The sequence below is a fragment of the Enterococcus sp. UD-01 genome (genome assembly GCF_044909655.1).
Taxonomy (GTDB): Bacteria; Bacillota; Bacilli; order Lactobacillales; family Enterococcaceae; genus Enterococcus_L.
Map to the genome: position 1 here is coordinate 39,444 of NZ_JBIYEU010000014.1, position 21,564 is coordinate 61,007.

The 21,564-nt window shown below is 39.6% G+C and carries 20 protein-coding genes; 5 read left to right on the forward strand and 15 right to left on the reverse strand.

Annotated features, from left to right (window positions below; translation table 11 throughout):
- Positions 1–271: 271 nt before the first annotated feature.
- From ABH902_RS11670 to ABH902_RS11720, 11 genes are all read right to left on the reverse strand, one after another.
- Positions 272–430, reverse strand: coding sequence for a hypothetical protein (locus ABH902_RS11670; protein ID WP_404590917.1), 159 nt, complete (start codon positions 428–430; stop codon positions 272–274).
- A gap of 10 nt (positions 431–440) precedes the next feature.
- Positions 441–1,010 (reverse strand): class I SAM-dependent methyltransferase, encoded by a 570-nt coding sequence (locus ABH902_RS11675; RefSeq protein ID WP_404590919.1) that lies wholly within the window; start codon positions 1,008–1,010, stop codon positions 441–443.
- Between the two features lie 260 nt (positions 1,011–1,270).
- Complete coding sequence (locus tag ABH902_RS11680) at positions 1,271–2,542, reverse strand: glycoside hydrolase family 125 protein (RefSeq protein ID WP_404590921.1); 1,272 nt, start codon at positions 2,540–2,542, stop codon at positions 1,271–1,273.
- 12 nt (positions 2,543–2,554) lie between these two features.
- The gene (locus tag ABH902_RS11685; RefSeq protein WP_404590922.1) at positions 2,555–3,352 is read right to left on the reverse strand and encodes a MurR/RpiR family transcriptional regulator; all 798 of its coding nucleotides are present in this window, start codon (positions 3,350–3,352) and stop codon (positions 2,555–2,557) included.
- 54 nt (positions 3,353–3,406) lie between these two features.
- Positions 3,407–4,729 carry a PTS sugar transporter subunit IIC gene (locus ABH902_RS11690; protein ID WP_404590924.1) on the reverse strand — a complete coding sequence of 441 codons (1,323 nt, stop codon included), beginning with the start codon at positions 4,727–4,729 and terminating at the stop codon, positions 3,407–3,409.
- Between the two features lie 22 nt (positions 4,730–4,751).
- Positions 4,752–7,373 (reverse strand): glycoside hydrolase family 38 C-terminal domain-containing protein, encoded by a 2,622-nt coding sequence (locus tag ABH902_RS11695; RefSeq protein WP_404590926.1) that lies wholly within the window; start codon positions 7,371–7,373, stop codon positions 4,752–4,754.
- A 168-nt stretch (positions 7,374–7,541) separates the two neighbouring features.
- Positions 7,542–8,963: an ABC transporter ATP-binding protein gene (locus ABH902_RS11700; RefSeq protein ID WP_404591024.1), complete on the reverse strand. Its 1,422-nt coding sequence runs from the start codon at positions 8,961–8,963 to the stop codon at positions 7,542–7,544.
- Positions 8,963–9,658, reverse strand: coding sequence for an energy-coupling factor transporter transmembrane component T (locus ABH902_RS11705; RefSeq protein WP_404590928.1), 696 nt, complete (start codon positions 9,656–9,658; stop codon positions 8,963–8,965). Before ABH902_RS11705 ends, ABH902_RS11700 begins: the two co-directional genes overlap by 1 nt.
- Positions 9,633–10,250, reverse strand: coding sequence for an MptD family putative ECF transporter S component (locus ABH902_RS11710; RefSeq protein WP_404590930.1), 618 nt, complete (start codon positions 10,248–10,250; stop codon positions 9,633–9,635). The genes ABH902_RS11705 and ABH902_RS11710 overlap by 26 nt, the downstream gene beginning before the upstream one ends.
- A gap of 4 nt (positions 10,251–10,254) precedes the next feature.
- Positions 10,255–11,391, reverse strand: a complete 1,137-nt coding sequence (locus tag ABH902_RS11715; protein ID WP_404590932.1) for a hypothetical protein — start codon at positions 11,389–11,391, stop codon at positions 10,255–10,257.
- A gap of 161 nt (positions 11,392–11,552) precedes the next feature.
- A complete protein-coding gene (locus ABH902_RS11720; RefSeq protein WP_404590934.1) occupies positions 11,553–13,061 on the reverse strand; it encodes an Lsa family ABC-F type ribosomal protection protein in 1,509 nt (502 codons plus the stop codon).
- A gap of 439 nt (positions 13,062–13,500) precedes the next feature.
- Between ABH902_RS11720 and ABH902_RS11725 the strand changes: the two genes are divergently transcribed.
- From ABH902_RS11725 to ABH902_RS11735, 3 genes are all read left to right on the forward strand, one after another.
- Positions 13,501–13,881, forward strand: coding sequence for a VOC family protein (locus tag ABH902_RS11725; protein WP_404590935.1), 381 nt, complete (start codon positions 13,501–13,503; stop codon positions 13,879–13,881).
- A gap of 18 nt (positions 13,882–13,899) precedes the next feature.
- A complete protein-coding gene (locus ABH902_RS11730) occupies positions 13,900–14,739 on the forward strand; it encodes a Cof-type HAD-IIB family hydrolase (RefSeq protein WP_404590937.1) in 840 nt (279 codons plus the stop codon).
- A 111-nt stretch (positions 14,740–14,850) separates the two neighbouring features.
- A complete protein-coding gene (locus ABH902_RS11735) occupies positions 14,851–15,702 on the forward strand; it encodes a MurR/RpiR family transcriptional regulator (protein WP_404590939.1) in 852 nt (283 codons plus the stop codon).
- A 16-nt stretch (positions 15,703–15,718) separates the two neighbouring features.
- On the opposite strand, the gene ABH902_RS11740 is transcribed toward ABH902_RS11735, so the two are convergent.
- From ABH902_RS11740 to ABH902_RS11750, 3 genes are read right to left on the reverse strand one after another with little or no spacing between them, the layout of a single operon-like run.
- Positions 15,719–16,504, reverse strand: coding sequence for an NUDIX domain-containing protein (locus tag ABH902_RS11740; RefSeq protein ID WP_404590941.1), 786 nt, complete (start codon positions 16,502–16,504; stop codon positions 15,719–15,721).
- 49 nt (positions 16,505–16,553) lie between these two features.
- Positions 16,554–17,363, reverse strand: coding sequence for a nicotinamide riboside transporter PnuC (gene pnuC, locus ABH902_RS11745; protein ID WP_404590943.1), 810 nt, complete (start codon positions 17,361–17,363; stop codon positions 16,554–16,556).
- A gap of 21 nt (positions 17,364–17,384) precedes the next feature.
- Complete coding sequence (locus ABH902_RS11750) at positions 17,385–18,476, reverse strand: AAA family ATPase (RefSeq protein WP_404591026.1); 1,092 nt, start codon at positions 18,474–18,476, stop codon at positions 17,385–17,387.
- 334 nt (positions 18,477–18,810) lie between these two features.
- Here ABH902_RS11750 and ABH902_RS11755 point away from each other — a divergent pair, with 334 nt between their 5' ends.
- Positions 18,811–19,671 (forward strand): restriction endonuclease, encoded by an 861-nt coding sequence (locus ABH902_RS11755; RefSeq protein ID WP_404590945.1) that lies wholly within the window; start codon positions 18,811–18,813, stop codon positions 19,669–19,671.
- A gap of 87 nt (positions 19,672–19,758) precedes the next feature.
- Here ABH902_RS11755 and ABH902_RS11760 read toward each other — a convergent pair whose 3' ends face one another.
- The gene (locus ABH902_RS11760) at positions 19,759–20,931 is read right to left on the reverse strand and encodes a glycoside hydrolase family 3 N-terminal domain-containing protein (RefSeq protein ID WP_404590947.1); all 1,173 of its coding nucleotides are present in this window, start codon (positions 20,929–20,931) and stop codon (positions 19,759–19,761) included.
- Positions 20,932–21,150: 219 nt separating this feature from the next.
- On the opposite strand from ABH902_RS11760, the gene ABH902_RS11765 reads away from it, so the two are divergent.
- Complete coding sequence (locus ABH902_RS11765) at positions 21,151–21,549, forward strand: VOC family protein (protein WP_404590949.1); 399 nt, start codon at positions 21,151–21,153, stop codon at positions 21,547–21,549.
- The last annotated feature ends 15 nt before the right edge of the window (positions 21,550–21,564 follow it).

Sequence of the window (21,564 nt, forward strand, 5' to 3'; positions counted from 1 at the left end):
CTCTAACGCAAACAAATCAACCACTTCAATCGTTAGCGTTTTCATTCTTTTGCTAAAGCCAATTGAAGCTAATACAAATAGTACCAATTCCTCTTTAAACAAGCAAATGCTCTGCTTGAATTCGTATAAGTTAGAAGCGGACGCTATAAATCTGTTTCTTTTTGTAGAAAACGCTTGTAAAAAAATAACTAGGACATAACTTATAAAGTTACATCCCAGTTACTTGTGGTTCGAAAATTAATCAGAAATGGCTTTTCAAATAAATAACAAACTAAGTCGTATTTTTAGCTAGAATGATAAAGCGATGTTGATTATTTACCAACTGTTTCTGTTCGTTTAGCTCGGCCTGCAAAGCCAACAACTGATCAAAATATTTTTCTACACTAAAATTAGGATATTCCCAAGGAATTTGTTTGACATAATAAATCAATCCTCGAATATCATAAAAATATTGTACTGGAAAAGACTATCTCAAAGTCAGCCTCCATTAATTGTTGCTTTGCAACTGCTAACGACCATTCAAGTCGTTCTGGTGGATCTATCTGTAATTGATTCGCAAGCTTCTGACCATTTTTGGAACCTACCTGCTGTGTAATAAAATGACCATTCTTCTTTAGAACTCGCCGTACTTCTTGAATATCATAGTCCGCATGATGATTTAAAACAATATCAAAAGCATTATTTTGAAAAGTCAATCGATTGTTTTTAGAAATCCATTCAACCGCTATTCCTAAAGGCTCTAACCGCTTTTTTACCAAGTGGTAATTGGGGAGCCAACCTTCGGTAACTGATGTCTTGTTATAAGGATGCTTAAAAGCTTGTAGCAACTCACCGCCGCCTGTTCTTATATCTAACAGCTCATGACTTTCCTTCAGTATTTCTCCGACTATTGAAAAATAGTTCCAAGGCAAAACTTCATTTTCCCATTTTCCTTCTAAATAAGAAAAATCCCAGCCTATAATTTTTTGCTGTTCGACTTCCAACCATTCTTTTTTAAGTGTTTCTTTCATAACTTTTTCTCCCTTACATTCTTTATAATTGTAAGTACGATACAGTTATGTTGACAGCGAAATAATTCTGCTCGATACAGGTGCTATCAAAAACTAAACTGTATCGAGTTGCTACATACTGTCGCTTTTTTGATCATAAATGATCCCCTCCAGTTTATTCGCTTAAATTCTCATAGAGCTTTTCTTCACTATATCATATAGGCTTTCTTCAATCTATCTTATTTAACGAAAAGAAATATATTTATACCTCGTTTTGTTATTTATTCATTCAACCCTAAATATTCCAAAAGGAATTCACAAAACATCATGTTTGCCCAAGAAAACCATTCTCTTGTATAGTGTGACGGATCATCAACATTGATGCCTTCATGCATGTGATTCGTACCGTTTTCTGTAGAAACTAGCATATCCAGTAGTTCTTTTTGGCGGTTTCTCTCTGTAGTAGTCAAGCCTTCCATCGCCAAGGCAATCGGCCAAACGTATTGTTTAGGCGTGTGCTCGCTGCCGATTCCCTGTAAATAGTTTCCTGTATAATAATATGGATTTTGCTTCGATAAAATCAGCGCTCTGGTATTTTGATAAATCGGATCTTCAATTCGGCAGTAGCCTAAATACGGCGCTGCGAGTAAGCTGGGCACATTGGCATCATCCATCAATAAAAAGTTTCCTAAACCATCCACTTCATAAGCGTAAACTTTTTTGCCTTCATGCTCAACAATGCCCCATTTCTCTATTCCAGCAGTAATCTCTGCTTTCAATTGTGCTGCTTGTTCAGTCAATTCCTTATCCTGATAAATCACGGTAAATATTTCTGCTAAATAGCCTAGAATGACTGCGGCAAACATATTTGCGGGTACTAAATACGGATAGGTACAACTGTCATCACTGGGTCTAAAGCCTGACCAGGTCATGCCAGTATAACCACAAGACTCACCGCGTCCTTGATGACTTAAGGTATCTTCTGGTCGTTCGCCAAAGCGTTCAAACCGATAAGGCGAGTGTTCATGGCGCTGCTCTGTTTTGAACACTTGAATAATAGATGCGGCGGCTTTTTTAAAGGCGGTCGTAAAATGACTGGTTTCTCCTGTTTTCTGCCATAAGAGATACGCCAGCTCAACAGGATAGCATAAGGAATCCACCTCATATTTTCGTTCCCAAATCCAGCCGTTCATCTCCGTCTGATCCTGATGATAGCACTGGCCATTTTCTGTTTCATTAAATGCATTTGCATATGGATCAATTAATATGCATTTTATCTGACGCTTAACCAAACCACAAATCATCTTTCTAATCGCCGAATCAGTTTGAGCTAGGCCCAGATAAGGCTTCATTTGCGCAGTAGAATCTCTTAACCACATCGCGGGAATATCCCCGGTGATCACAAATGTATCCCCTGCAGTTATTTTGACTGTGGTTGCTAAGGTATTATCAAAGCAAGCTGAGAATACTTCGCTCCATCTGGGATTACTGGCTGTTTGAGCGACACGATGCTTTAGCTGTTCGATAGCTGTTGTTGAATAGAAACTTGTCATTACTTATACGGCCTACTTTCCTTTTAAAATTACTTCAGATTTAATCCAAGATTTAATCGTTTCTTGATGATACATCGCTAAAATTTCGGTATAAAAAGCATCTATCACCGTCAAAACTGGTATTTGTGGAGAAATCCCGCCCATATCTTTTTTGCCCATAGAGCTGGTTAAACAGAAAACTGCGACATTTTCTTTATACGGGCTACTTTCATTGGCGGTGATCACAATTACCGGTACCTCTTTTTCAGCAACTGTTTTGACTGCTGCAGCGATAGTTTCATTATTTCCTGATAACGAAGAGAGAATCACAAGATCCCCCGGCTGAACAGTGTGGGCCATCATGGCAATCGAATGCTCGTCTTTAATGACGTTCACCAGCTTGCCTAGCCGCGAAAATTTAAATTGAAAATCTTCACCACAAAAAGCATTGTAGCCGGTTCCCCAATAATGAATAATCCGACTTTTATCAATTAGCAATGCAGCCTCTTTCACAGCTTCTGTATCCAGCTTTTCAATAAGGTCATTCAGCAACAAAGAATAATTCAATTGTACGTAGCTGATACCGGAAGTTTGTTCCTTTTGTGTATTTTTATTGGAATATTTATATAAGTAAATCAATTCCTTATAATTGCTTAACCCAATTTTCTTGCAAAATCGAGTGATTGAAGAATTGGATACATTCAACGTTTTCGCTAATTCCTGAATGCCCAGCGCTTTACGCCCAGCTAGAAAGTAAGCCGCAATGACTTTCTCTACATCAGTAAATTTCTTTTCATTCGCTTGAATAATCAATTCGATATAGCTTTCCATTTCGTTGCACCCCTTCACGCTATTCTACGACGACACCGACTATTGACTTTGAGATTAATTTTTTGCGTTTAACAGCTGACTTTCATCAAATTTCATATTCATACGAACGAATGGCGCATAGATGAAAATGTCTAAAATGACTAGGACAGCGGTTAAAACAACAGGACTCAAATGAAATGCGCCCAAAATCCATGTGCTGACAAAAATCGGTTCATTCCCTGAATTTAGCACCACTAGCGGTACAACCCAGCCAATTTTGGTTACAATAAACGCAATAACCGCATTCATCACTGGTACTAAAACAAAGGGGATAAACATCAACGGATTTAAAACAATTGGAAAACCAAAGATGATCGGCTCATTGATACCAAACAGCCCGGGAATGAGCGATAATTTTGCTACTTCTCGACCAGCGTAGGTTTTCGGCGTAAATATTAAAATCGCCAAAATTAAACCAAAAGTAGCTCCTGAGCCGCCAATCATCGCATAAACATTAGTCATTGTATTTGGAGCAATCGAAATGTCGGCAAAACTTTTCGTTTCCGCAAATTTCGCTACATTTTCTAAGAAAATAGGCAACCATAAAGCAGAAACCACACCCCACACAATATTAAAGCCATGCAGTCCCAAAAACCAAAGGATTTGTTCGAGTAAAATAACCACAATAATCGCTGGTAAACCGGTTCCTACGGATGTTAACGGCTGGACGAATAGTTGACTGACCAGCGCCATGAATGAATTAAAGTGAAAAGCTTCAATAACGACTTTTAACACAGAGCAAATCAATAGCACAAGCGAAATTGGAATAAGAGCAAAGAATGAATCGAAAACATTTGGCGGCACATTTCCAGGTAATTTAATTGCGATTTTATGTTTGGCTAAAAGCGAATAGATAAACACAGCCAATAATCCTACAATCAATGCGGTAAACATGCCTTCATAGCTAAAGAAATTATTGGCATAGCCTTGAATTATCTCAGCAGTACTATCCGCAAAATTAACGTTGTTTGGTACCATGACAAAATACGCAGCAAAAGCTAATAAAGTGGCCAGCAGTGGATTAATATTGGCTTCCGGCTGCTTTTTCATTAGCTCTTTTGCATAGTTATAAGCGGTTGAAAAAACAATCAATAAGGCCACAATGCCTAAGGTTGCCTGATAAACGTTCCCGAAAATAGCTGATACCGTTGGTCCCCATGATGTTTTACCAAAAAAGGCATCGATCTGCATTTTAATCAAATTTGAAAAAGAACCGACAACAGTAAATGGAATACTGCTGATAAAGGCATTTTTAATGGCTTGCAGAATGCTGTTATTGTCGACCTTATTCGCTATTTTCAATAACGGCTCTTGAATCTTTTCAATTTCTACTTTCATTTTTTAACTCATCCTTTCCCACTTATCTTTTAATTGAAAATGTTTTTATTTCCCCCGGCTTAAAGGTGCCTAATTCGAGTCGTTTGCTTGGTTCCATGCGATGTACGATTTCGCCCTTAAGATTTACCTCGGTGATGGTACAGGTTGACGGTAAGGAAATGCTTTCCCCTTCTACAACAGCTGTTAACGAAGGATTGTATAAACGCACTATGATGCTTTGATCAGCCTGATTTTGTTCAATTGCACTAAGAACTAATGCTGTATTTGTTAGATCAATTATTGGCTTCAACGGCTGTAGCTGATCCACTTTGTTGCTTTGGAAATATTGAATTGGATTGGTAAAACGATTTAAACTTTGAATATGATAATATACGATTTCTGTCGCATAGTGCTGATATTCCTTTTGAATCGTAGCCGGGTCGAAGGTCTCTGAAATTAGTAATGACAGCTCCATTTCTCTTTCGCCCAACAGCTGACTGTCCGGTGTTGGAATATAGCGGAACTGATTACCGGAAGCATCTCCGGGCCGGCGCAACAATTCTGGTCTGCCTAAATAGCCGACGCCTCTAAAAAGTGTCAGGTACAAGGACTGATCGATTACCTGATATTCTTTAATTCCTTTGCTTAGCATCGTCCAGCTTGCTTTTGCATCATGAACATTAGCATAATGAATCATCGGATAAATTTCTGTCGGCTCTTCTTTCCAGCCAAGCTCGCACCAGTCGTGGATATGCGGATCCTGATTCGCTCTTTCGACTATACCGAACAACGTGTCAGCGTAGCTCACTTGACTTACTACTGGTGTTTTGACGACCAAACGCATGCGATGATCCTTTGCTTGATTATCGATTTTCAGTTTTAAATCAATTCTTTTGCTCCCTTTCGCTAAAGTCACAGTCAAGCTATAAGGGATTTCTGCATCTCGTCTCTGATCTTTTCTGGAAGCTAAATCTTTTGGCACTTGAAATCTGCCCTTAACCGTCAGCGTAGAAAGAAAGGGGCCGTGTTCTGCCACAACTGAATCGCCGCTAAACGACAGCTGGTATATAGCATCATGATAGGCAGGAGAATAATCATACGTATCGCCTTCATCTCCAGAATCCTCTAGATAGAAGCAATTAGCGTACATCTGATCCTCTTCTTTAACATAAATAGTAAATTGTCCTTGGTTATAGGTTAGCTTGTAAGCCTCATTTTCGATAACGTTGTTTTCTTTGTTTACTGCTGTCTCTGTTGTTTGCTCCGTTTCTTTCACATGAATTACTTGATAGGACAGTGGTTCAATTGGCTGCATCACGCTTAGTCGATGAATGTAATAATACTTTTCTTCAGCATAATCTGCTTCTGATCTTCTTACTTCTCCTCCGTACACCCGCTCTGATGATAAAACTTGGATGGCAATTTCACTTCCTTTCTCGTCCATTAGTTGAATCATCGGTTTTTTAGTACTTACTTCCACCACAAACGGCTCTGCCCGTCGATAAGGTAATGTATTGAAAAGCACAAGATCATTTTCCTGTACATGATCAAGTGATTCTGCAATTTTTCGAACTAAATAGTCCACTGTTGAATAAGATAATTGATCTGCTTCTTTGTAGCGCGCTTCGATCATTTGATTGGTTTTATCTGTGTTGCAGCCGCCGATACTGTCGTGCGCATGATTTTTTAAAAGTAGCTTCCAAATATATTCCAGCAAGCCCGGCTTAGACGGAATTCCCATCTCCTGTGCCATCAGCATTAATGGCGCCAGTTGAAAAATCAGTCGATGCTCCACAACATCATTTAATCGCTTCAAATCGTAGCGCGAAGAATAAATCGAGCGATGAATTTTTGACACACTACCGCTGATAAATTCCCCTTGTACATTTGGTAGCTCCTTGGCAGAACGCCTTAACAATTCAAAAATGTGAGGATAATTGCTTTCAAGTATCTCGTAATCTGGACCTAGCTGCTGGTTTACCTCATGAATAATTTTTTTCAGATGTCGATCCACTGCTCGCTGATCACCGCCTACCGGCAACGTTACAATTTCCGTAGCTGTATCTTCTGACACAAGCTCTATTATGTTCTTTTGCTGATAAAGATCTCCTTCTACTAAAGCAACTCCAGCATAATAACCATTGCGAATATTGATAGCTAATACTTGCGAGCTATCCTCAGCAGTCCAGTAAAACTCCCGATTCTTCGTGACTTCACCCGGCATGCCGCGCCAAAAAACAGCATCCGTAATCCCAAAGCCGTTATATATTTTAGGCATGTCCTTTCCTTGACCAAAGGAATCCGGCAAATAACCCAGAGCAGTGGCACCGCCCAAACGTTTAGCCAAAGATAAACCGATTTGTAAATTCTTTACTACTGATTCTCCTGCAACCACGAACTCATCCATTTGTGTGTACCAAGGACCAATAAATAATTTTTCCGCCGTGACCAGCTCTTTGATCACCGTTTCTTTTTCCGGAAATACCTTTAAATAATCGTCAAGAATACTCAACTGACCGTCCAAATAATAATAGTCTAGCTCATGATGCTGCAATGCGTAAATCACTTCATCCATATGATAGGCAAACTGGACAAATGCTTCATTATCACTAAAATACCATTCACGATCCCAATGAGTATGGGCTACAATGTGAATCTTCTTCATGGTGATGCTCCTCTCCTCTTACTTCACGATAAATATACCTTGAATTACTAACAAAGAAAACGCTTTAGGTAATACTTTCAACTATTTTCTTATTTTTGTCATTTCACTGAAAATACTTTCAAAAACCATAAAAAAATAGAACAAAAGTCTGAGACTTCTGTTCTATCTTTAGTACTCCGTATGAAGTAAATCGTCTGCTTTAAGCTGACCCTTTTCAATATGCACCACTCGCTGACAGGTACGCGCTAAAAATTCCTTGTCGTGAGTAATAACAAGCACCAGTATATTTTCCTGCTGCAGCCAAAGCAGCGTATTGCTGACTTCTTCCATGTGGACCAAATCCAAACCGCTGGTAGGCTCATCAAAAATAATGATTCGCTTTCCGGACAAAAGAGCGCTGGCAATCGCCACACGCTGTTTCTCTCCACCCGATAAGGTTTGCGGATGTCGGTCAAGCAAGGGTTCTAAATGAAGCATCTGCACAACCTTATCAAACACCTTAAGATTTTTTGCCTTAACAGTGATTTCTTTTTCAACCGTTTCAAAAAATAACTGCAAATTAACATCCTGCATCACAACAAAGCTTTCCTTTAGCAGCTGTTTAGCGGTTAGTTCCTGCCCATTTAAAAGAATCCGTCCGCTTTTTGGTTTGATCAAGCCCGAAAGCAACTTGGAAAATGTTGATTTGCCTGCACCGTTTTTACCGATAATACCGGTAATGTACTGACTGGACAGCTGCAGCTGGTCAATAGCTAAAGCAGTTGCTTGCTTGCGATAATGATAACGAAGCTTTTGACATTCTAAGATAAGCGCACCAGTATTTTCCGGCGTTTTACTGCTTCGTGCAAGTCCTGGTTGTGTCAAAGCTCTCAAGCCCTGCTCCTGTAAAAACGCAGGGGCTTTTGCCAACAGCTCAGCCTTTGTCCAATTTGCTACGATACGTCCATCTTCCATCATTAAATAGCGATCTGCTAAATCGGTTAAATAAAACAGGCGATGCTCTGAAACGATGATCGTCATGCCTTGTGCTTTCAAAATTTCCAGATAGCTTTTCAATTGCTCAATCGTTTCCACATCCAAATTACTGGAAGGCTCATCTAATAGAAACAAGCGATGCTCTAACATACTGGCTGAAGCAAAAGCGATCAACTGTTTTTGTCCGCCGGAAAGATGAAACATGCTTTTTTCCAGAAAAGGCTCTAAGGAAAACTGCTGCGTAATTTCCTGCAAACGTGTGAGCATTTCTACTTTGGGAACCCCATAATTTTCCATGGCAAAAGCTAATTCTGAATACACATCACTTGTAAAAAACTGTGTTTTAGGATTTTGAAATACCACGCCAATGTCTCGCACATAGCTGTTGAATTCCTTCGTTAACAGTGGTTGGTTCAATACCGTGCCTTGCCCTTTTAATTCCCCTGAATACAATTCTGGAATGAGCCCGTTGATAATTCTTAGTAATGTAGATTTTCCGCAACCACTTTTTCCGCAAATTACGACAAATTCGCCTTCTTCGACTGTTACATCAACAGAATGAAGAATTTCTATTTGATCCTCATAGGCAAAAGACAGATTCTTTAGCTCAATCATCATAGCGTCCTCCCAAAAACAAGCAAAATGATAAGTACAGCAAATAGGAAATAATCCTGCAACCTTAATTGAATCGTATAAATACTTGTATGCTGTTTCGGATTGCCAAGTCCGCGTACCAAAGCCGCGGCAGACAAATCAGACGACGTATTTTCAGCAGACATCAGGATCGGTACAATGATATATTCCAAGGTCTGCAGCGGATGAATAAACAAATCCATTGTCGACACAGCAATTCCCCGATACTTCATCGCGTTGCGGATGCTTTTAAAATCCTGAACAATCGTCGGGAAAAAACGAAATAGAACTGTTAAAGGAATCAACAACGCAAACGGCACCTGCCATTTTTTTAATGCAGCAATCCATTCGCTGATCGTTGTCCGGTTCACCGCAAAGGCGGCCGCCATAATCGTTGGCAGCATGCGCCGATTCCCCACAAAAGCAAAATCAAAAAAAGCCGCAACTGGATGATCAATCAAAGGAAAAAGCAGCTGGTCGCCAAGAGTCAGCAGCCAAAAAAACACATAAAAAATCGTGCCTTTTTTCCAGCCGCCATTTAACAGAAATCCCACATACAGCAAAGTAACGAAAAGACATTCTCCCTTAAACGAAGCTGGTAAAATCAAAAATAAGCTGGCGCAAATAATCGCAGCCAATTTACTTCGCGGATCAAATTTCACGTACACGTTTGCCATAATTTTTTCCTTTTGCTTTATCAAAGTGTTTGACATAAAGATTCTGTCCGATTGCTAAACCAATGATGCTGCAAATAATCACAGCTGCCACACTGACAAAGAAGGTCGTCGTCGTAATCGGTGCAAAAACCTTGTTAATATAAGCCGCATCTTTTCCTCTAGCCACTAGCGAATCAACGTAAGCATTTTTCATGAACCACAAAGGCAGAACCGGTCCCATCAGCCCAAAGCTAAAAACGGTATAGCTCAGTAAGGTTCGTATTTTTTCATTGATTGAAGTCTTATATTGCAACCAATCCGCAAGAACGGCACAAATAATATTTGGCAAAAATGACAACGGAAAGTGTCCGCTAATGAGGAAAAATCCCCCCATAACTCCGCCCATAATCGTGATCGCGCCAAAACGCGGTACGCGTTTAATCATCAATAAATAAACAATTCCTGCTAATAAAGCTGTGCCGCTTGGAATAAAAATAGAATGAAATAATGGCACTGTAAAACGCAGAATCAACATAGCAACAACCACTACTAAAAAATAAATTGCTGTATAAATACCTATGGAAATAAAATCTTGAATCCTTAACTTTTTCAATTCTTTAGTGCTCCTCTCTAAGCATAAATAAAAACAACAGCTGGCCATAATTCGAACGATTGATCTTCAACTGATAATGTCCTGCTTCTGTAAATTGTTCCCCAACAAGAATCAAACGTTCTTCCTTCGTATCACAAATAACCGCAGGATGATTCATACATTCTTTCCCTTTAAGTACTGTTAGCTGTGCCTGATGATCCAGCTCTGCCAGTAGCTCAGCATCAACCGAAAGAATCACATCTTCTCCCAATGAATAAGCCCTTTTTGACAACATCGGTCGTTGTTTTAGCGCTTGTTTCATCGTAGTTGTCAAAACTACATCCTCAAAGCCTTCCGCTAAAATCTCAACAGCAATTTCCTCGCCAGCTTCCCATTGCTGAAACGGAGCATAACGCTGAGCTTCAGTATCCGCCAAAAGTCCAAACTCTAAGTGATTTTCGGGCTGATGGTACAAATAATCCGGCCAAAGCAAAGGAACAACCTGATTGCCCTTTTTAAGGGTTACGCTGTAGATATATTTTCCATAAGTTTCATGAAATTGCTCATAGGTCTCAATCTGATATTCCGGTAAAAACTGAATGGTTCCGGCATAAGTATAAAAACCGAAATAATAATATTCTTCCCCGAAGGTCAGCTTCTTCTGTATCGCTTGAACAGGCGCCTCTTGCACTCCTTCTATCAACGCTCTTGAGCCAAAGGTACCATCTAAATATAAACGCTTCCGTTGACAATCTGTCGTCATTTCTAAAAACTGCAGCCGTGACAGCTTGGTTAACTGTTCATTAAAATCAGGATAATGCTCCGGCATTAAGAGTGCTAAAAGATAATCCTTCGTAGCAATGCAAATTGGGACTTCCTTTATCCTGTAACTGCCTTTGCCGTCAAACTGAACTTGTTGATTCGTATGGGGAAATCTATTGATGATCTGCTGAAATTGCTCTGTCAGTTGATAATCATTCTTTTGAAGCTGCGGACACTCTGCCTGATAATACTCAAAAAGATTCAACGTACTAGTCCCGGTTAAATAACGCGGTAATGCTTGCTCTTCAATATAAAGTGACTGCTCCAGCCTAACAGGACATGCCGTTGTCATTTTTGTATCGTATTGAATAGAAAGCAGCTCGGTGGTTAGCTGTGCCATTCTTTCACCTCTTTTCTTATTTCAATTAGTATAACATAGTTGATAATGAGAATCATTATCATTTTGTGAACTTTTTTATTTTCCAATAAATTAGGTAGATGACAATCATATTAAGGGTACGAAAGAATCCTATCCTTCTTCCGCACCCTCATTATCACTGCTTAAATTGATGACTGATCTTGTGTTAATGAAATGACTTGCGTTGCAATTTTTGCCAGAAAGGTTTGGTCATGTTCTACCAGCAGCATACTTGGCTTAACAGACAAAATCAGCTCTTCCAGCTGCTCCTGATTGAACACATCCAAATAGTTCAGCGGTTCATCCCAGATATAAAGCTCCGCAGGTTGAGCCAGAGATTTTGCTACTTCGACCTTTTTGCGCTGCCCCATGCTCATCTGTTCAATTCGATTATGAAAAACGGAGCGCTCCATCCCCAGCTTATGAAGATTATTAAGAAATTCCTGATAGTCTAAGCCCTGCTCCTTTGAGAATTCTAGCAACGTTCCCCGATTGTCTTCATAATTTTGCCGAACATAGCTGATCTTTAGCTGCTGGGGCATTACGCATTCACCTGTATGCTCTCCTGCAAATTGCCCTAAGAGAAAACGAATAATAGATGATTTCCCCGAACCGTTTGCTCCATTCAAAGCAATCCGCTCTCCCTGCTTCAATTCAAAGGAAATGGGCATAAATAATGGCTGATCATAGCCCAGAGATAAATTCTCGACAGTGATTAAGCGCTGATGGTGACTCGCTTGAGCATTCATCGTTAACGGATCAATGTATTCGATATCCTTTAAAAGCTGTTCCTTTTCAGAGAGCTGAGCCTGCATACGATTAGCAATCGCCTTTGACCGTTTCATCGTCCGCGCTGCTCTGGCTCCGATAAAGCCTGTGTCATAAATTGCGCCGCTGCCTTTTTCTGACGCCTTGCCATACTTGTCCTGCTCCTTTGAACGGGACCATTCAGCTTTTTCCGCAGCTGTTTTTTTCAAGCGGCTAACTTCTTTTTTCAGCTTTTCATTTTGAGCGAATTCGTAGGCATCCTTGCGCTGCTTTTGCTCTTCATAAACTGAAAAATTGCCTTGATATAGCTCCAACTGACTTTTTTCGATAGATAAAATATGATCAACTACCTCATCCACAAAGCTGCGGTCATGACTAACAACAATAAAGCCCTGCTGTTTTTTCTTCAAATAAGCTGCGACCTGCCGACGACCAGCTTGATCCAAATGATTGGTCGGTTCGTCAATTAACGGAAAATATTGATCATTAATAAAAAGCAATGCCAGTAAGACCTTCGTTTGTTCACCGCCGGAAAGCGTCGTAAACTCTCGCCATAAAATCTCGGGATCGACCTTTAAAAGATTCAGTTCTCGCTCAATCTCCCATTGCTCAAAATCGCTAATTTCCTGTAAAACATAATAGGTCAGCTGTTCCTTATTTTTCAGCGGCTGAGGAAAATACAAAAACTCCAGCTGATGCAGCACCTGACCGCTATACGGCAGCTTCCCCTGCAAAATATTCAGTAAAGTCGTCTTCCCTCTGCCGTTTCGGCCGATCAAACCAAGCTTCCACTGTGTATCGATAGTTAAATCCGCCTGATCAAATAATAAAGTTGCCTGACTATCAAACCCAAACGTTACGTGTTTCAATTCAATTTTGGACATTTTCTCACCTCTATTAAAAAGCACAAAGAATCCTTCGATTCTTTTAAAAGGCTTTTCAGAACTGACGATCAGAAAATGAGCATACAAAAAGACCCATACACCGAAAAATCATCGTCAATCCTGAAAATCTGCACACTGCTCCCCCGTAAACACAAGGTACAGTCTGAATGCAGCTTCAACAATTGACTTAATTTTTCAATGCACGGATCCCTCACTTCGTTTTTGATTAAATTCAATATAGCATGCGTAGTTAATTATTGTCAAGAACACGCTTCGTTTCCTGCATTAGGAAGAAAAAATGAGTTGAAACTTTTTTTTCAAACTAATAAGTTGTTATTTCTTCGTTTTGAGAAATTTCTGTCAATCGTCAAGCCGTTTCGCTTCATCTTTCTTTTTTGCTTTATACTAGAAGAGTAATGAGGAATTGGGAGGGATTCAATTGAAAATCGAACATGTTGGTTTGTGGGTAACGGATTTGGAAAGGATGCGGCAATTTTATGAAACCTATTTTAATGCAAATGTTTCAGAGCTGTACCACAATCCAAAAACAAATTTTCGGTCTTATTTTCTGATGTTTGCTGACGGTGCCCGACTAGAGCTTATGCAGCGTGATGATCTCAATCACAGGAATGATCATGAGGTCTTGGGCTTTGCTCATCTGGCCATCGCTTTGGGCAGTAAAAATAAAGTAGATCTATTAACGAAAGTCTTAATAATGGAGGGCTATCAATTAGTAAGTCCCTGCCGTACCACCGGCGATGGTTACTATGAATCAGTTATTGCTGATCCAGAAGGCAATCGTCTTGAATTAACCGTTTAAAAATCAGGAGGAAATAAAATGACAATCAAAGCAATTGTGTTGGATATTGACGGAACTTTATTAAACAACGAAAAGCAAATTTCCAAAAGAACAAAGGATGCACTGATTCATGCGCAAAAAGAAGGCATCAAAGTTGTATTAGCCTCCGGACGACCTACGCCGGGCATGATGCACTTTGCTGCTGAGTTGAAAATGCACGACTATAATGGTTTATTAGTTTCATATAATGGCGCGCATGTCTTGGAGGTAGCAACGCAGAAAGAGCTTTTCAGCCAGCCGCTTACTGTTGAAACAAGCCGCGCGATTTTAGAACACTTAAAGCAATTTGACGTGAAGCCAATGATCGCAAATGAGGGCTATATGTATGTCAATGATGTGTTTGACGGCATTCTTAATCTTGGTGAAATGGGCGAACAATTCAATATTATAGAATATGAAGCTCGCGGTGGTCACTTTCAATTATGCGAAAAAGCAGATTTAGCAGCCTTTGTCGATTTTCCACTGCATAAAATCTTAGTAGCAGCTGACCCGGCTTATCTAAAGGCCAATGCACCAAAAATTCTTGCTCCTTTTGAAGGTCAAGTCAGCGGGGTCTTTTCAGCGCCAATGTATTTTGAATTTACCGATTTAGGCATTGATAAAGCCAACGCCTTGGAACAAACCCTGAAGCCTTTAGGCATTCAGCAAGAGCATATCGTTTCGTTTGGCGACGGACACAACGACTTGTCTATCATTAACTATGCGGGCACTGGCGTTGCTATGGGCAATGCCGTTCCCGAATTAAAAGCCGCGGCGAATAAAATTACTGTCTCCAACAATGAAGACGGCATTGCAGAAGCATTGGCGGAGCTGCTTTAATCAAAAGCTGAAACACACAAATTTCTAGTGGTGTTTCAGCTTTTTTTTCGTAAAAGTAAATTATCAGGTATACTAAAAAAGGATAAACATAACGGAAAGGTGCCTGATAGTATGAACTTACTTGCCAAGCTGAAAAATTTAGAATCCTTAACAGCCAGTGAACAAACCTTGGTTCACTATATTTTAGAATTTCCTGATCAAGTTATTCGGTTTTCACCTCAAGAATTAGCCGAACATTCTTATGTTTCGATTTCAACAATTTATCGTTTAATTAATAAGCTGGAGCTTGATGGTTTAAATGACTTAAAACTCGCTTTAGTCAATAACCTGAATGAACAGCGGACGGAACCCATCATTGATATTGATTATCCGATTTCTGCTGAAGATAATCTCTATGCTATGACAAAAAAATTAAAAACCGTTTATGAGCAAACACTTCAAGCAACGATGGATACCAATGATTTGGATCGGATGTCAATCAATAGTGAATTGTTGAAAAACGCCAAATATATTGATATTTATGCCAGCTCGGCGAATATTTACTTTGCCCAAAATTTTCAATTTCAAATGCAGGAAATCGGCAGGCAAATTCAAGTGCCAATTGATGATTATATGCAAAATTTGAGTGCCGCTAATAGTACCGCCGAGCATTTAGCGATCGTCGTTTCCTATGAAGGACGAGGCTCCAGCGTTAAAAAAATTCTCGCAACTCTTCAAAAAAATCAAACTAAAATTCTTTTAATAACAGCGAAGAACAGTCCTTTACGCCAGTTGAAGGTTGATGGCTTATGCCTGTTCCCTTCGCTTGAGAATCATTACAATAAGATTTCTTCCTTTTCTACGCGGATGTCTTTAATGTATCTTTTTGACAGCTTATACCTCAGCTATTTTAATCAGGATTACGAAAAAAATCTTGCCTATAAACTGGAAAATTATCAAAAAATGAACCCTAAGTTGATTTAATCCTGCGGCAAGCTTTTTAAACTTTTAGTTTATAGATTTTTCTGGGTCGGCCTTTGGTTGTTTTGGTTTCAAAGCCGACCTCTGTAAAAAATTTGCCATGAGTTTTCCGAAAATTACTGTTGTCTAATTCATCTACTGAAATGCCTAAAAACTTACTGTAAACTTTTCGCGCTTCCGTTAAAGTAAAGGTCGTTCCTAAAATCTGGAGAACAGTTGGCTGATAATCTAAACGATTTTTAATTCTAATGATCGCTTCACGAATAATCTCTTTGTGATCAAAAGCCAGCTCGTCCAAAGGAATATTTTTTCCTTTATAAGAAAGCCTTGGTGTACCGGTTTTCGTTGCTTCAAGAGTAACCCAATGTGCTTCTTTGGCATCATCGCCAGCCGTAATCTTCACATCGTCCATTGACGGCAGATAGGTCAAATGTGCCACTGTAATGGTCCATGACCGCGGATCACGATTTGGGGTAGCAATAGTTTTCAACTGCTCCACATAGTTTTCGCTCAACCGAATCCCGACTTCTTCTTTTACTTCGCGCAGTACCGCTTCAGTTGTATCTTCATTTTTGTCAATAAAGCCGCCGGGTAAAGCGTAATGATCCTTGAACGGATTGGCCTTTCTCTTTATCAGCAGCAACTTCACTGATTCCTCTGACCAGCCTAAGATAACATTGTCTACTGTTACCGAAGGTTTTTCATACATTGGCAGGTCTTGCTTTTGATACCAATTTAAAAACTCTGACTCACTTGCTTCTTGTTCATAATACTTTTTTTCTTCTTGGTAATTTTTAAATTCCACTAGCCTCACTCACTCTATCTGTCATTTGATTACTCGCTAAATTCGACTTTTAACTATTTTTCGTCCAGCGAATATATCCTACTATTGAGTTTACTAGAAAGACCCAGTACATGACAACCATTTCTAGGCTGGCACCCCACCATAAATAAATACTAAAGACATTCGTGCCAATCCAAAATAGCCATTGCGCAGCATAAGAACCATTCATTAACCATTGGCCTACATAGTTTGTACCGTCCGTCACAGAATCCCTAAATGGGCGATTTGCCCCAATTCCGCGATAAATAAAACCGAACAAGCCCCAGATAAAAAGCATACCGACTATGGCCTTTACCCAGCCGAAGAGTGATAATTTTTTAGGCTTGATGTAGACAGGCTCTTTTTTACTTTGGTCCTTTTTATCAACGTTTAATAACCATAAATACGCTCCTACGAACTGCATCAGGAAGAAATAAACTGAGGTCAGCACCTCACCATAAAAACCACTGATTACACTTAGATAAAGATAAATGGTCACATTAATCAAGCCAAAAAAGTAATTACTGATTTTTCCTTTTGTTACAAAAATAACATTAACAATTCCGGAAACGCCGGCAATCATTCCTAAAAAGCTCTCCGGCTGCTTTAAATAAACGCCGATTTGAATACCAACCAAGAACAGCATATAGACTAGCTCCCAAGGCTTCCAGCCAAGACAGACATCCTTCAGTAAAGCGCCTACTACACCCTTCCAGCCAACTTTTCTGGCCTCTCTTGCCAGCTTTTTAAGGTTTAAACTACTCTCTGTTACACGCTTTTGCCAATAGCGGATACTAACTTTTTCAATTGCCCATTTTTTTGCCATTTTTACTGTTTCCATTTTACTCACTCCATTCTTTTTTTACCAAACTTTAACGTTTAAACGACCCTCAATAACCTCTTGAGCCATTACGTACCTGCCGTAAAATCCTTGCGGGTCTGCTTCAGTTGATTCTACGTCCAAAAATACCATTTTTTCTTCTAAGCCTGCCTCCACAAAGAGCTTCACTAAATGATGATGAAACGCCCAGCGAATACTTTCAGTTGCCATACTCATATCCCGAAACTGGTCATCCACATACTTCGTGACAGGCGGTATGATAAAAATCAAATCCCATTTTTCTTGCTGAACGATTAGCTGATATTGGCTGTTCAAGGCTGCCAGTTCTTCTTGGCTGATCAGACTCTTGCCGCTTTCTTTTGCTTTTTTTGCATCTGTGGTGAGATACCAGTCGATATAAGCCTTGGTTACCGTGCTGTTGGTGTCTGCAAAAACGAGTCCGTTATTAGCGGTTCCTTCAATTTCATTGGAGGTTTGGCGGTATTGATTGGTTAAAAGATACATATAATCTCTTCCATTTAGCTCTTCATCAAGAACATTGTATTTTTCCTGATAATGGCGCGCATATTCGAGTGAAAAAGGACTGCCATAGCTCCGAGCCAGATCCTTGACCAATGTCGTTTTCCCGCCAGAGGCTGAGCCGGCAATCAAAATATTTTTACTAAAGTGGCGCCGAAACGGACGCGCAATTTTTTGCCAATATTTTAACGGATTTTCACGAACCATACTTGCCGAAAGAGGCAACAACTGACGATCGATAAGCTCAACCTTCCATGCAGGACGCAGCTTATTCAATTGTTCTTGGTATACCTTTTCACCAACAAAAATCGTTAGTTTTGGTGTCTGTACCTCACACTTTTCTTCAATAAGTTGTTCCAATAAAATCAACCACTGCTGCCAGCCCTCTGGATATCTGGGAATCCCTGTTTCATCAATTTTCCCAACCACAACCAACGCATCATCCTTAAAGGTCTCTCTTGTATAACGAAATCTTTTCTCCAGATTCAACCCAATCTGATCTCCACGGTCACCAGCATAGCCGCTAACAGCAAGTAAAACACCGTCACACTGACGTTTGGCTTGATGAACAGCAGCAATGTGACCAATATGCATGGGCGCCCACGTCCCCAAAAATACCCCTATGGCTTGTCCGTTCAACTTTTCTCTCATGATGCTCGTCTCCTTTTTAGGTAATGTTTACCTTTAATATTTTAAAATAAAAAACCAATACATGAACGATTGGTAATTTCTAATTTTAGGTAAACTTTACTTTTAATATAAACATAGTTTAACACGGTCACAAGATTTTGTAAATATCAAAACTAAAATTTTTTTATTGTTCATAAATTCTTCCCAGTTCTTTTCCCGATCTATTCATTAAATGATATAAAAACTATTAACTATTAAAAACAATATGTTAGAATAAATGTATAAGGAGTGAATAAAAATGGCATTTTTTAATTTTTTTCCGAGTAAAACAAGTGGCACTACACGAAAAAAAGCACTTGAATCAACTGACATTAACACGCTCTTGGCACCTAACGGCAATGTTCCAAGTGATGAGTTATTAAGTGAATTGCTAAATTTTCAAGATTTGTCTGGCGAAGCATTTGAAGAATTACTAGCGAGGCTTTTGCGAAATGCCGGCTATCATGTAAAATTGACCAAAAAATCTTATGATTACGGCATTGACCTGATTGTCAGTCGGCATGAAAAAGAAGAACCTTTGTATCTTATTCAAGCCAAAAAAAGGCGTCATAAACATCGACAGGAGTTCATTACTCGCAGCATGCTGGAAAATTCCGCAGCCGGCAAAGAGGTCTATCAGGCTCCAAATGCGCAGATTTGTTTTATTACAACCAGTTATTTTGACGAAGCTGCACTACGCTTTGCCGCCAAAGCCAATATTATGACCATTAACTTTAAAGATCTTTTTATTTTTATTAGTAAGCATAATCCAGCAATTATTTATAACCGATACATAGAATTGAGCAATCAACAGCTGCCGGCTACGGCTCAAGCGAATAATCCGGCTAACGGTACGCAAAAGAAAAAAAGTACCTGCACCTGTGAAAATTGCGGCAATGTATTAGCTGTAAAAAAAGGCAAAAACGCCACCTACTTTCTTGGCTGTGCCAATTATGAAAAAGAAAGTAAACGAGCTTATACGCTACCAAAATGTAAAAATTGCGGTACTGCCCTTCGACTAACTAAGTTTCGCTATAACCAGCAATATGCCTTTATTTGTCCAAATAATAAAGAATCGGCTCAATGCAAAGCTAATATTATTTATATTACAAATACTTAAAACAAGATAAAGAGAATGGACAACTAGCCATGTGGAGTTATGGCCAGTTGTCCCAACTTCATCGTTACTTAAGTTTTTAATCAATACTCATTTAATAATTCCGGCATCCATTTTCATTTTCAATACGCGATAAACAGATTGGTTTAGCGCTTCTTCCGAGTACTGACCTTCTTCTATGCCTTGAATCACATACGGAATCTGTTCTTGAAAAGAAGAGGATAAAATCAAATCATTGCCTGCTTGTAAGGCAGCCAAGCCCGCTTCCTCTTGAGAAATGAATTGGGCTAACCCGGCCATATCCATATCATCCGTCATAATGACTCCTTGAAAACCTAATTCATTTCGTAAAACATCATGTACAGGTTTGGAAATAGAGGCAGGCATCGTATTATCAATACTTGTTACAATATTGTGCGACACCAGTACACTATCAGCCCCTGCCTCAATTCCGGCTTTAAAAGGTAAAAAGTCATTGGCTTGTAATTCCTCCAAGCTCCTATTGTCATACACAATTTCAACATGGGAATCCCGATTATTACCATAGCCCGGAAAATGCTTCAACGTCGCGATCAGCTGCTGCTTTTTCAATTCTTCAACACTGGTCTTAATATACGCACTCGTTTTTTGCGCATCTAGACCCAATGTTCGATCATAAATAAATGCCGCCGGATCTGTGGCAACATCGGCAACTGGAAATAAGCCGCTTTGAATGCCGTACGAATGTAAGATAGCAGCTTTTTGCTGGATATCTGTACGAATGCTGGTTAATCCATCCTCCTGATAAAGCTCCTGCGGTGATTTGAACGGCTCTGCTACTAAGCCCGTTCCCCTGCTCAAACGTGATACCGTGCCGCCTTCCTCGTCCGCAGCGATCAATAAGGGAATCTTGCTTGCTGCTTGATACGAAGCAATTTTTTCTTTTAAGGAGGTCGCAGTTTCGTCTTCTACATCGCGGCCAAACAACAAATAACCACCTAAATGATTCGCTTGAATAGCCTCAATTTGTCCTTCTTCCGGTACACGAGCCAAGAACAGTTGTCCGACCTTTTCTTCTAAACTCATAGAAGCAATTTTATGGTTGATCAGCTCTTTTTGAGACATAACGGGCGCTTGCTCAGTAGCTGGTGTAGTGGTTGGTTCCTTCGCTTCACTAGTCTGCGCTTGTTGAGAATTCGTTTGTTTTTTACTCTGGTGGACGATCATTATCACTCCTAAGCTAATGACAAGAATTAAAAATAAAAGTAGACTTGCATGGATCATTGTTTTTCTATGTTTAATAACGCATCCTCCTAATTGACAATTCTTCTTCATTATTTTACCAGTTTCTACCAACGAAATACCAGCCCCAGACCTTTCACGGCGGGAAGTTGTCTTATTATTGCGCTTTTCTACTTTTTTGGTTTCTTATTTTTGACAAAGAAATCCTATCATGAGATGCTCTACTCGTACAAATCAAAAAATGAAAGAAGGCTGAGCTTTATGGCTACAATGGTTTTTGTGAACTTTCCAGTGAGTGATGTCAAGCGTTCTACAGAATTTTATGAACAGTTAGGCTTTAAAAAAAATGAAGAATTTTCAACGGACGAAGCAAGCTCCATGGTTTGGGACGATCATTTTTGGATTATGTTGTTAGATCATGCGTTTTATAGTAAATTTATCAAAGATAAAAAGATTGCTGATGCACATACGACTAGTAGCGTACTTGTTTCCTTTAGCATGGAAAGTGCAGAGGCTGTCAAAGAATTTGGAGAAACCGCAAAGGCCAACGGCGGCGATTTTTACCATATCGATATGGGCATGCCGGAAGAGCAAATGTTTGGACTTGAGGTGCAGGACCCTGATGGAAACACCTTAGAACCAACTTGGATGCAGATGTAATCACCAGTAGAAAAC